This window comes from Pedobacter sp. MR2016-24, from assembly GCF_026239655.1.
Lineage (GTDB): Bacteria > Bacteroidota > Bacteroidia > Sphingobacteriales > Sphingobacteriaceae > Pedobacter.
In genome coordinates this window covers 88,668-100,771 of the sequence record NZ_JAPIVO010000001.1, presented here as the reverse complement: position 1 = coordinate 100,771, position 12,104 = coordinate 88,668, and the positions used below count along the sequence as shown (strand labels likewise).

At 40.4% G+C, this 12,104-nt stretch carries 10 protein-coding genes; 5 read left to right on the top strand and 5 right to left on the bottom strand.

What is annotated here, in order from left to right; all coding sequences use genetic code 11:
* The first annotated feature begins 14 nt into the window (after window positions 1-14).
* From OQX62_RS00465 to OQX62_RS00455, 3 genes are all read left to right on the top strand, one after another.
* Window positions 15-2,369: a S9 family peptidase gene (locus OQX62_RS00465; protein WP_265829310.1), complete on the top strand. Its 2,355-nt coding sequence runs from the start codon at window positions 15-17 to the stop codon at window positions 2,367-2,369.
* 135 nt (window positions 2,370-2,504) lie between these two features.
* Entirely contained in the window at window positions 2,505-3,050 is a 546-nt protein-coding gene (locus tag OQX62_RS00460) for a peroxiredoxin (protein WP_265829309.1), read from the top strand.
* A gap of 69 nt (window positions 3,051-3,119) precedes the next feature.
* Window positions 3,120-3,704: a carboxymuconolactone decarboxylase family protein gene (locus tag OQX62_RS00455; RefSeq protein ID WP_265829308.1), complete on the top strand. Its 585-nt coding sequence runs from the start codon at window positions 3,120-3,122 to the stop codon at window positions 3,702-3,704.
* An 88-nt stretch (window positions 3,705-3,792) separates the two neighbouring features.
* Here OQX62_RS00455 and OQX62_RS00450 read toward each other — a convergent pair whose 3' ends face one another.
* From OQX62_RS00450 to OQX62_RS00430, 5 genes are all read right to left on the bottom strand, one after another.
* A complete protein-coding gene (locus OQX62_RS00450; protein ID WP_265829307.1) occupies window positions 3,793-6,381 on the bottom strand; it encodes a phosphoenolpyruvate carboxylase in 2,589 nt (862 codons plus the stop codon).
* A 242-nt stretch (window positions 6,382-6,623) separates the two neighbouring features.
* A complete protein-coding gene (locus OQX62_RS00445) occupies window positions 6,624-8,171 on the bottom strand; it encodes a DHA2 family efflux MFS transporter permease subunit (protein WP_265829306.1) in 1,548 nt (515 codons plus the stop codon).
* Between the two features lie 4 nt (window positions 8,172-8,175).
* On the bottom strand, window positions 8,176-9,240 hold the full coding sequence (locus OQX62_RS00440) for an HlyD family secretion protein (protein ID WP_265829305.1): 1,065 nt from the start codon (window positions 9,238-9,240) through the stop codon (window positions 8,176-8,178).
* Window positions 9,241-9,261: 21 nt separating this feature from the next.
* Entirely contained in the window at window positions 9,262-10,578 is a 1,317-nt protein-coding gene (locus tag OQX62_RS00435; protein WP_265829304.1) for a TolC family protein, read from the bottom strand.
* Window positions 10,575-11,195, bottom strand: a complete 621-nt coding sequence (locus OQX62_RS00430) for a TetR/AcrR family transcriptional regulator (RefSeq protein ID WP_265829303.1) — start codon at window positions 11,193-11,195, stop codon at window positions 10,575-10,577. Before OQX62_RS00430 ends, OQX62_RS00435 begins: the two co-directional genes overlap by 4 nt.
* A gap of 150 nt (window positions 11,196-11,345) precedes the next feature.
* On the opposite strand from OQX62_RS00430, the gene OQX62_RS00425 reads away from it, so the two are divergent.
* Both OQX62_RS00425 and OQX62_RS00420 read left to right on the top strand, forming a co-directional pair.
* A complete protein-coding gene (locus OQX62_RS00425; RefSeq protein ID WP_265829302.1) occupies window positions 11,346-11,528 on the top strand; it encodes a hypothetical protein in 183 nt (60 codons plus the stop codon).
* 3 nt (window positions 11,529-11,531) lie between these two features.
* Entirely contained in the window at window positions 11,532-12,095 is a 564-nt protein-coding gene (locus tag OQX62_RS00420) for a DUF2911 domain-containing protein (RefSeq protein WP_265829301.1), read from the top strand.
* The last annotated feature ends 9 nt before the right edge of the window (window positions 12,096-12,104 follow it).

Here is a 12,104-nt window from a genome sequence, read left to right as displayed (position 1 = left end):
AACCTAAACAATTCATGAAGAAACTCTGCTTTTTATTTCTGCTGGGCAGTATCGCCGCTCAAGCACAGGAAAAACCTGTTTTAACTGTAGAAAAGATTATGCGCGACCAGAAATGGCTGGGCATCCCACCATCAAATTACCGCTGGTCTGCGGATAGTAAAACGGTTTATTTCGATTGGAACCCCGGACAAAAGGATAAAAGCAGTTTGTATCAGGTTAACCTGAATGTGCTTAAGCCGGTACTTGCAGATACTGCTGAAGCGGACCGGAAAATCACAACCGATTATATCTTTAATACCTACCGAACGCTCGGGATTACAGAGCAATCTGGTGACCTCTATTTATACCAGCCGAAGTTGCACACCAAACAGCGCTTAACCCATACAGCGGAGCGTGAAAGTAACCCTGTGTTTTTAAAAAACGATGTGATCGCTTTTCAAAGAGGAGATAACCTTTTTACACTCGATTTAAAGTCGAACACCATCCGGCAGTTAACCAACTTTGTAAAAGGCAAACGTCCTGCTGCTGCAGGTAAAAAGAATGAGCAGGATATCTGGCTTAAGAACGAACAGACAGAGCTGTTTGATGTCATTAGAAATGCCAAACCAAAGGCACCATTTAATTTTGGTCGCTCAGGTCTGATGGCACCGGAAAAATCATTAAAGCCTATTTATCTCGATGATAAGTTTCTCACAGCTGTTACAATCAGTCCTGATGGCCGTTACGTGACCTATAAGCTGTTTACGGCGGGAGAAGAAGGTAAGTCTACCCTCGTACCCAATTACGTTACTGCATCTGGTTATACAGAGGATATTCATGGAAGGACTAAAGTAGGGGAACCATTGCCAACCTCGGAGAGTTTCATTTATGATCAGCAGCGTGATACCATCTACAAAATACATCATGAGCAGATTACGGGAATCAAAGACCTGCCTGATTATCTGAAAGATTATCCGAAAAAACTGGAAGAGGCGAAGAAAAATAATGAAGATAGAAAAGTTTCCATTTCTGCTACACTTTGGAATGCTGAGGGAACTGTCGCTGTGGCGATGGCTGAATCACAGGATAACAAGGATCTGTGGATCCTGAAAATCAATATTGCAACCGGCAATGTAACGGTAATAGACAGACAAAGGGATGAGGCCTGGATTGGTGGTCCTGGTATAGGCCCGAGAAATTTTGGCTGGATCGATAATCAGCAAATTTATTTTCAGAGCGAAAAAAGCGGATATGCTCACCTGTATACAGCAAATGTAACGACCGGAGAGAAAAAACAACTGACTTCCGGTAAGTGGGAAGTGCAGCAGCTGCAGTTGTCCGGCGACAAAAAGACTTTTTATTTTACCGCCAATATAGAACATCCTGGAATTACACATTTCTATCGTATCGCGGTTGGAGGTGGTACACCTGTTAAAATTACCGGAATGAAAGGAGGCAATGAAGTTACCCTGTCTCCTGATGAAAAATGGCTGGCCATTAATTATTCCTACATGAACAAACCATGGGAATTATATATTCAGGCGAATAAAGCAGGCGCAAAAGCTGTAAAAGTTACGGAGTCGACCTCCCCGGAATTTAAAGCCTATGCCTGGAGAGAGCCAGAGCTCATTTCATTTAAAAACAGGTATGGAGCAGACGTGTACGCGCGTATTTATCCGGCAACAAAACCTGATGTAAACCGTCCTGCTGTAGTTTTTGTACATGGTGCAGGTTACCTGCAGAACGTGCATTACTGGTGGAGTCAGTATTCAAGGGAGTATATGTTTAACAATATGCTGGCTGATAACGGTTATACCGTGATTGATATTGATTATACCGGAAGTTCGGGATATGGAAGAGATCACCGTACAGGTATTTATCGCCACATGGGCGGCAAGGATCTTACCGATCAGGCTGACGGTGTAAAATTGCTGGTAGAGAAATACAATGTGGATCCCAAGCATGTAGGATTGTATGGCGGATCTTATGGTGGATTTATAACCCTGATGGCTTTGTTCAAAGAAGCAGATGTTTTTGCCAGCGGGGCGGCATTGAGATCGGTGACTGACTGGGCACATTATAACCATGGCTATACCTCTAATATTTTGAATGAACCCTACAATGATGAACTGGCCTATAAACGCAGTTCTCCTATCTATTTTGCTGCGGGACTGAAAGGAAATCTTTTAATGTGCCATGGTATGGTAGATGTAAACGTTCATTTCCAGGACATTGTCAGGTTAAGTCAGCGTTTCATAGAATTAGGTAAAAACAACTGGGAGTTAGCTGTTTACCCTGTTGAAGATCATGGCTTTACCCAACCCTCCAGCTGGACGGATGAGTATAAAAGAATATTTAAACTATTTGAAACCACACTGAAAACTAAATAGATGAATTCTAATTGATGAGCGTTAATTATAGCTTATGTCTATATAGGCATCAATATTAATGATCTGTAATGTATTCAATTGGGTTGCTTAAGGATTTAGATTGATGTACCTTTGCGCAACGAAAACAATAATATTATGATAAATATAGGTGAACAATTTCCAGCGTATTCAAAACCTGCTGTAGTTAGCATAGAAAAAGGTAAAGAATTCGAAACATTAACGTCAGATACTTTAGTAAATGAGAACAACCAGTGGACTTGCATGTTCTGGTGGCCAAAAGATTTTACTTTCGTTTGCCCTACTGAAATAGCTGAATTCAATGCTAATTTTGGTGAATTCCGTGACCGTGACACTACTTTAATTGGTGCTTCTACTGATTCTGAGAATGTGCATTTGGCCTGGAGACACAATCATGATGATTTACGCGGTTTAAAATTCCCAATGCTTGCTGATACTTCAAAGTCATTAGCTGAAGCTTTGGATATTCTTGAGCCAACTGAAAAAATCGCTTACCGTGCAACTTTCATTATCGACCCGCAAGGTATTATCCGTTGGGCAAGTGCTAATGATTTAAGCGTTGGCCGTAATGTTAAAGAAGTTTTAAGAGTATTAGATGCTTTACAAACTGATGAACTTTGTCCTTGTAACTGGGAAAAAGGTGAAGCTACTTTAACTGTATAATTTAATTCCTTATAAAAAATCCCTGTAAATGCATTTTGCAGGGATTTTTTATATCCAAAAAAACATAAAATGAGTGAAATAACTGAAACTATACAAGAATTACTAGCTGTTGTAGGACTAAATGCCGATTACAGAAATGAAGGACTTCATTTATTGGAAAAAGGTAATTCAAGGTATGTAAGAGACTTGAAGCTGAACTTTACCAGTACATTTACTTCAGCACATATGACTGAAAAAGAATGTGCATTGCTTGCTTTAAGTATTGCTGTAAACAATAACAATAAAGTACTTACTGAATTTTTCGAGAAACAGGCAATTGCAAAGGAAGCTACCCCTGAGGAGATTGCTGAAGCTGCCGGTTGCGCTTCTTTATTAGCCTTAAACAACGTATTTTATCGTTTCCGTCACTTTACCGGAAAAGAAAAATATACGCAGATTCCTGCCCGTGTACGCATGCAATTAATGAGCAGCCCGGTAACAGGTAAAGAGTTCTTCGAACTGATGAGCCTGGCTGTTTCTGCCGTAAATGGATGTGAAATGTGTGTGAATGCACATGAAAAATCAATCTTAGGATTGGGTGCTACAGAAGAGCGTGTTTTTGATGCTGTTCGTATTGCATCTATTGTAACTTCTGCAGGTAAGATCATTTATTAATCAGCTCTCTTAAAAAAGCGCGATTCTGCTCATGAAATGCCCCCGAAAATTCAGATATTTCCGGGGGCATTTTAACAATGAATAATTGCTAAGCAGAGTTTCTGCCTGCATTTACGATACCGTAAACTGTCCTGATAGCCAGTTTTTCGTAAGACTGCAATTCCAGATCTGTAAGTTCATGCTGCATTTTTTCGAGTGCATAATGCTGGATCAGCACCAATGGCAATACAATCTTCTCACGAACGGCGATAGAGCGTTTTTCTACCGGATAGTTTTCCATTAAAGTGGTGTGTCCAGCAAGCTTTAACAGCATTTCTTTCGAACACTCATATTCGTTATTCAGCATTTTCCAGAAATCGCCATATTCAGGATCGTTGGCAAAATGTGCGGTGATAGAGAAATCGGCTTTGCTCATAGACATCATACAGTTGTCTATAATCGTTTTGAAATAGCCTGATTCCTGGTAAGTTTGCACGATATTATCCCAGTTACCACTTTCTTCCTGGTTTTTTAAGGCAGTTCCTATACCATAAAAGCCGGGGATATTCTGTTTCAGCTGACCCCATGAGGTCACGAAACTGATTGCCCTCAGGTCTTCCAGACGTAATTTTTCTCCCGAACTTCTTTTTACCGGCCTGCTGCTGATCGTAATTTTAGACAGTAAGCTCAGTGGAGAGAAACGCTCCAGGTAAGTTAAGAATAAGGGATGTTTACGCAGGGATACAAATGCATTGAAGCTATCCCTTGCCATGATATCCAGTACGTCTTTATGTAAGGGATCAAGGAGAATATTGTGTTTTTCCTTAATGCCCGCAGAAATACCGGCATTGATCAGTTGTGTAATATTGAAGCCCGCGCTGTCTATAGAGCCGTATTGTGAACTGATGGTTTGTCCCTGTATAGTGAGCTGAATATTTTTGTTAGCGATCTCTTTACCCATAGAAGCATAAAAACGGTGTGTTTTACCGCCTCCTCTAGAAGGAGGGCCTCCACGGCCGTCGAAAAATGCCAGTTGGATGTTGTTTGCCACAGAGGTAGTAGTTAAAGCCACCTTGGCGTTAAAAATAGACCAGTTAGCCATCAAATAGCCCCCATCCTTAGTACTGTCGGAGAAGCCAAGCATGATATCCTGTTTATTGCCCCTGCTTTCCAAGTGTTTTCTGTAAAATGGATGTGCGTAAAGCTCTTCCATAATTTCAGCGGCTCCTTCAAGGTCGTTCACCGTTTCGAATAAGGGCACAAAATCCATGTTCAGCTGATCTTCCTGCCAGCCATTCCATAGAAAAAGTTCTATCAACTGAAGTATATCACTTGCCTGCTGACAATTACTGATAATGAAACGGTGACAAGCCAGTTCACCATTGGCTTCATGAATCTGTTTTATTTTTACAATGGTTTCCAGCGTGTCGGTTACCAGTGCATCGGCCTCGCCTGTATAGTTTACCTTCGCACTTTTAAAGGACAGGTGACTGATTTTCTCTTTCTCTGATAACTCATCGTAGTTTTCAGGGAAGAGGGAGATGATTGGCTTGCTTTGTCGGCAGTAGGCATGTACATCTCTTAACACGCGGCTGTCCTGCCTGATATCCAATGAGGCAAAGTGACTGCCAAATAGTTCAACTTTACGTAGCAGGTCATCTACCAGATTGGCAAAGAGACCATCATGATGTTGTATAAGCGTAGTTTTTATCTCCTCCAGATGTGTTATTAAAAATGCAGAAATATTTTCCGGAACGATATTCGTATCAAATGCATTCTGGTACAATACATCCTGAATTTTGTATAAAGTGTCTTCAACGCCTCTGAAAGTAATCCTGCGTTTCAGTTTCCTGAAATCCCTGTAATAACAGCGGAATAGGATCTGGCGAAGCATTTTAGATACCTGCAGAGTGTCTTCTGCATGCACGTTTGGATTCCCGTCCCTGTCGCCACCCGGCCAGAAACCCAATTCAATTACTTTTTTAGTCGGAATATTGAACTCTTCCAGTCCATTGTCTATTTCGGACTGAATATTGGCAGCGGCAAAGTAGAAGACATTTTCGAGGTACCAGGAAAGACTGAGTGCTTCATCTACAGGGGTGGGCGACTTCTTATTGAAGAAAGGCGTTTTTCCCAATTGCTGCAGCAGCTCATGGATTGTTACTATATCATTAATCTTTATTGCCGAAGTAAGATCGGTAATAATTGACAATACACTTCCGGGATAAAATTGTGTCGGGTGTGCAGTGAGCACCAGGCGAAGAGAGAAATCTTTGATCAATTCTTCTATCTTATGGTGAAGTTCTGTGTTGGATTCGCTCTTTTTCAACATTAATCTGAGCGATTGCTGGTCATCTGACACGTTCAGTTTGTTAAATGAAGCATCCTCTACAGCGTCAAATAACACTACCTGACGCTCAATATATTGGATAAACCTGAACAGTAAATCGACTACTTCTTTAGGCTCCTGGACTTGTGTATACTTGTCAAAAAAGGTGCTGATAATCTGGGCAGGAGTTTGATGGTTCTTTACTCCATCTTCGCAATGTTTGATAAAAAGGGGCAATAAGGTGCCTGTATCCTTAATTTTATAAAATGGAAGGGTGAGGAAAAGGCTGTTGTACAATTCAAATCTGGAGACAACCTCATTATTGAAAATTGCTTCCCGCTGACTTGCCACACGTGGTTTCTGCATCATATTAATTCATAATTTTTTCGGGTATAAGCTAAGAAAAATGATGCTAACATTAATGAATAATGTTAATAAAATTATTTTGGTTTGATTGTAATTAAATTTAAATTGCTGACATAAAGGTTTACAACATTTAAAAAGGTATAAGCAGTTTGTTGTGTAGCGACAAATGATGCAAATGATTTTTTGTACGAAAAAGCCGTTAAGTTCTGAACTTAACGGCTTTTTTTGTGCTTTAATTTACCTGATTAGTGTACATCTGCAGGTATCTCCACATTTTTTTTGAATTTCTGCAGATAAAGTAATGGAATTGAGCATAACATGACCATTCCTGCTACCCAATAGGCATCGCTATAAGTTAAAAGCAGCGATTGTTTGATTACGGTACCTTCAATAGCTTTGGTTGCCATAATTTTTGAGTCAAGGTAAGAATAACCCTTGGTCATGAAATTATTGATGAAAGCATTGAAACGTTGTGTAAAAGCAGGATTATACTCATTGATGTTTGTCAGCAGATTACTGCGGTGGAAACCCTGACGTGTGTGAATCAGTGTTGTTAACGCAGCAATACCAAATGAACCCCCTAATTGTCTCATCATATTGTTTAATCCTGATCCTTGTCCAACTTCTGCACCTTTAAGGTCCTGAATAGCCAGGGTTGTTAATGGAACAAATAGCAGAGCCATCCCTATACCCCTGATTACCAGCGGCAGGAAGAAGTCTGATGTGCCCGATGCCAGGGTAGATTTACTCAGCATATTACAGAATACGAAGAACAGGAACATTCCTATAGTAGCCATAAACTGTGCAGGAATACCCTTTTTAAGGAAAATCCCGATAAATGGCATCATCACAATAGTGCATAAACCTCCCGGAAATAAGAGTTCACCTGTCTGCAGTGCAGAGAACCCTAACAGGTTCTGACAGAACACCGGAAACACGAATACGGATCCATATAAACCAAATCCCAAAATGAATGAGGTGACCAGGCCTACAGAAAAACTGCGGTGACGCATAATCTTAAAGTTTACGATCGGATGGTCCGTTGTCATCTCCCGCCAGATAAACAGCAACAATCCAAATACAGAGGTTACCATTAAAGCAGTGATATAAGGTGTAGCAAACCAGTCCTCGCTTTCGCCTTTTTCCAGTACGGTTTGCAAACTACCTACAGCGATTGCCAGTAAGGCAATACCCCACCAGTCGACCGGTTTACCTTGTCCATCCTTGGGCGTGACCTTTATAAAGGCATACGTACAGTAGGCAGCGAGAATCCCGACGGGAATATTTACATAAAATATCCACGGCCATGAACTGATATCAAGAATATAACCCCCTATAGTTGGTCCGACAGTTGGTCCCACAACCGCACCTAATCCGAAAAGGGCAGTCGCAATACCAATATCTTCCCGGGGCCAGGTTTCAATCAAGATAGCCTGTGCTGTAGAAATCAATCCACCGCCAGCGATACCCTGCAGGATACGAAAAAGAATTAATTCTTCTAATGTAGTTGCATTTCCACACAGGAAGGAGGCTATAGTGAAGACAATGATGGAAGTGAGGAAATAATTTTTTCGTCCGAAACGGCTACCCAGCCAGCCCGACATAGGAAGGACAATAACATTGGCAACAGCGTATCCGGTAGATAACCAGGCCACATCCTCGAGGGTTGCGCCCAGGTTACCCTGAATTTGTGGTAAGGCCACGTTTACAATAGTGGTATCAATCAGCTCCAGTAATGAAGCTGTGATCACTGTAAACGTGATTACCCATTTTTTTAAACCTTGTTCGGCCATTTTATTAGTCTTTTGTGATCACAGAAACTTTAACACTCATACCCGGACGTAATTTTTCCAGCATTTCTTTTGAGGCCTTAAGTTTAATTTTTACAGGTACACGCTGTACAACTTTAACGAAGTTACCTGTTGCATTATCCGGTGGAAGCAATGAACCTTTAGCACCTGTGACAGGAGAGAAGTTATATACTTCACCTTCCAATTCCTGATCCGGGTAAGCATCTACTTCAACATTAACTTTTAATCCGGCTTTGATTTCTTCCAGTTGCGTTTCTTTGAAGTTTGCAGTGATGTATAAGCTGTTCTCGTTTACAATAGAGAATAAAGACTGACCAGCCTGTACCAGCTGACCTTTCTGAATACTTTTCTTAGAAACGATACCCGTAGCCGGGGAGGTGATGTTGGTATAAGACAATTGTAATTTAGCAAAGTCTACGTCCGACTGGTGTTGTGAAACGCCATTGCTGCTTACTGCTAATTGTGATTGTGTAGTCCCTACTTGTTTCAGCGCAGCTGTATACTGATCCTTTGATGCGTTATATGTAGCCTGTGCAACGTCTCTTGTGGCTTTAGCCTGATCAAATTGCTGCTGAGTGATTGAACCATCTTTAATCAGATTTGCATAACGGTCGTAATCTTTTTGTGCCTGCCATAATTTTACTTTAGCAGACTCTATATTTGCTTTAGCAGTACTGGTGTTTGCTGAAGTTGCGATGATCTGTGATTGAGAAACACCAACACCAGCGCTGGCACCTTTCTGACCGGCCATTGCCTGCTCTAATTTCACTTTATAGTCTCTGTCATCTAACGTTACCAGTGTCTGGCCTTCAGTAACTTTAGTATTCTCTTCAAATTTGATCTCGTTTACATATCCACCTACACGGGCAACTACGGGGCTGATATCGCCATCTATCTGCGCATCATCAGTATCTACGTGTTTACTGTAATATATGTATTCCTTTACGCCAAATATGACGCCTATAACTACTAATACCAGTACTATTATAGGAACAATTTTACTTTTCTTTTTAGTTTCAATTGTTGTTTCTGCTGTTGGTTCTGTTGTCATTATATTTTTTTATGAGGGGGCTTATTGAGAAATTTTTCCTGTTGATTTTAATAAGGTGTAATAGGCAATGCCGGCATCGGCTTTTGCTATTTCCAGATTAATTTTTGATTGGTATAAAAGTGTTTCTGCATCTATCCTGTCTATAGCGGAAGCCACATTGTTTTTATATTTTGATTCCAGTAACCTGTCATTTTCAGTTGCCTGTGCAATAGAGGTTTCCAGGATTTTGATCTTGCTCATGGCTACTTCGTAATTCTGATAGTTTTTATTGATATCAGTTTTAACATTATCCGTAAGAATCTCTTTCTGGATCACTACATTCCTTTGTTGAACCCTGGCTTCGGTTACCTTGTTTTTGTTGGTCCACAGCGTACCTATATTCCAGGATAAAGTTGCTCCCAAAGTCATTGGTACGATGTACTGGTGAGTAGGAGGGATAAAACTGCCACTTGGATTAATATAGTATACATTTGCACCCACCCCAACGGTTGGTAAAGTATTCGCTTTAACGGATTTAATATCCAGCTCAGCTACTTTATTTCTCAAATCAAGACCTTTTAATTCCTGACGGTTTGCCATTGCCATCTCCATGTAGTTGCTTAATGGTGCGACGCCCATTCCTTCACCTGCAGGATCGGTAATTTCTACTTCGGTATCTTCTGATAAGCCTAATAATATATCAAGGTTGTAATTAACTACTTTACGATTGCTTTCAATTTCCAGATCTGTCAGCGTAATATTTGCCTGTTGTAATTGAAATCTTAATACATCATTTTTAGTCACTATGCCTTGTTCAAAGAAGCGTTGTGCCTGTTTTAACTGGCTTGCGATAGAAGCCAGATTCTGGGCCACTACTTTTTTACTTTGTGCTACTTTATATAAAGCATAGTAAGTATTGATGACGGCATAACTTACTTCTTCTTTGCTTTGATCTGCATCCAGTCTGGCTACATCAGAAAGAAGTCGCGTAGACTCTTTTGCATATCTTAATTTTCCACCACCATAAACCAGTTGCTCTACTGCTGCGGTCGCCAGATATGCATCAGCGCGTTTAGGTAAGAATAAAGGGCTTGCATCTCCTATAATCAACTGATTGGTAGGTATCTCTGCGTGGTTATAAATTAAGCTGGCTTTTGCAGTCGGCAGTGCATTGTCTTTAATAACTTCCAGCCTTGCCATTGCTTCATCAATTTTGTTCTGAGAGAGCTTTAAATTTTTGCTGTTTTCTACGCCAAGCTGGATTGCTTCCTGAAGTGTTAACTTCTTCACATTCTGCGCAAAGAGCATGCCTGGCAGTAAGAGCACGAAGCAGCTCATTTTAATTGTTCTGTGTATCATTTTTGGGGTGTTATATACGTGGTAACCAAATCTTTGAGGTGAAGGATAAGGCGTTGGGTTAATACTTCCCTGTCCTCGGGGATGGTAATATCTAAAACTGAGCCTCGGGTTATTTTAGAGGGCATTGTAGCTACATTAGTAATCGTTCCCATAATTGAAGCAATCAGCATCCGGATATCGATAGGTTTGAAACTTCCCTCTGCAATTCCTTCATTAATGATCTGTTCTATTACATTCAGATTCAGGGACATCGCATCTTTTAATTTACAGAACATTTCAGGGCGCTGTGCCAATGAGAGTTCGCGGTGCATCATTTTATGAAACGAGATATTATTCAATATACGCCTGGTATAGGATTCTATAATCTGCATGAGCTTTTCCATTGAGGAAATGCGCTCTTCATTGATGCTGGTCAGCTGCACATTGAACTCCTGCAGTCTCTGGTTCATAATTTCCAGAAACACACCTTCTTTAGATCCAAAATAATAGTTGATCATAGACATGTTGGCACCTGATTCTTTTGCGATTTGCCTGGTAGATGTACCTTCATATCCCAGCTCGGAGAATAACGTTTCTGCGGCTGATAATATGTTTGCTTTCTTGTCTGGCTTTTCCATAATTGATTTGATAGCACAAAACTAATCAATCGATTGATTAGTTTTTAGATTAGAACCGCATTAGAAAGATAATTGACAGTAGGTTGACAATAGATTCTATGTTCCATATTTAAAATAAATCAATACCTTTGGCACATAAGAATATTCAAAATGATTAAAGAAGAAAACAACACAAGCTTTGACTGGGTTTATTATGTAATAGGTCTGGTTTTTGGAATTTTAACAGCTGCTGTAATTTCAGGTGGTTTCCTGTGGTCTATTTTTGGTGGAATTTTAGGCTGGATCGGATCTGTGATATTTGTAAATGCGATCGTTAAAGGACGTAAATACTAGAAGATGTACAGAAAATTCAACCTGGTTGTTCTTTTCGTGCTGTTTGGCTTTGCTGTCAGCGCACAGGAAGTAAAATTCCCATCCCTGGATTCCAGTCCGGCTGATATCGCTTATTATCCTTTAAATGCTGTAAAAGTCAAAAAAGGAGAAGATTCAGCTCCTTTGATTAAAGTTCTCTATTCAAGACCTTCTGCAAAAGGACGTACAGTTTTCGGCACTTTGGCCGCTTTTGGAGAAGTATGGAGAGTGGGAGCTAATGAAAGTACAGAAATTAAGTTTTTTAAACCGGTTGTAATTGGTGGTAAAAACATAGCAGTGGGCACATATAGCTTGTTCGCGATTCCAAATCAGGATAAATGGGTGATCATTATCAACAAGCAGACTGATAGATGGGGAGCCTATACTTATGATGAGAAAAAGGATGTGGTTAGGATAGAAGTGCCAGTTAAACCATTAGCTACCGCGTTGGAATCATTATCTATTACATTTACTCCGATGGCATCAGGTGCAAATCTGATTATTGGATGGGACAAAACTTCTGTTGAAGTTCCTGTTACCATTAAATAAGCCTTCAAA

Bases quoted from the DNA above. Each gene is read 5' to 3' on its own strand.
- OQX62_RS00465 (WP_265829310.1), top strand. From the start codon at position 15: ATGAAGAAACTCTGCTTTTTATTTCTGCTGGGCAGTATCGCCGCTCAA.
- OQX62_RS00460 (WP_265829309.1), top strand. From the start codon at position 2,505: ATGATAAATATAGGTGAACAATTTCCAGCGTATTCAAAACCTGCTGTA.
- OQX62_RS00455 (WP_265829308.1), top strand. From the start codon at position 3,120: ATGAGTGAAATAACTGAAACTATACAAGAATTACTAGCTGTTGTAGGA.
- OQX62_RS00450 (WP_265829307.1), bottom strand. From the start codon at position 6,381: ATGATGCAGAAACCACGTGTGGCAAGTCAGCGGGAAGCAATTTTCAAT.
- OQX62_RS00445 (WP_265829306.1), bottom strand. From the start codon at position 8,171: ATGGCCGAACAAGGTTTAAAAAAATGGGTAATCACGTTTACAGTGATC.
- OQX62_RS00440 (WP_265829305.1), bottom strand. From the start codon at position 9,240: ATGACAACAGAACCAACAGCAGAAACAACAATTGAAACTAAAAAGAAA.
- OQX62_RS00435 (WP_265829304.1), bottom strand. From the start codon at position 10,578: ATGATACACAGAACAATTAAAATGAGCTGCTTCGTGCTCTTACTGCCA.
- OQX62_RS00430 (WP_265829303.1), bottom strand. From the start codon at position 11,195: ATGGAAAAGCCAGACAAGAAAGCAAACATATTATCAGCCGCAGAAACG.
- OQX62_RS00425 (WP_265829302.1), top strand. From the start codon at position 11,346: ATGATTAAAGAAGAAAACAACACAAGCTTTGACTGGGTTTATTATGTA.
- OQX62_RS00420 (WP_265829301.1), top strand. From the start codon at position 11,532: ATGTACAGAAAATTCAACCTGGTTGTTCTTTTCGTGCTGTTTGGCTTT.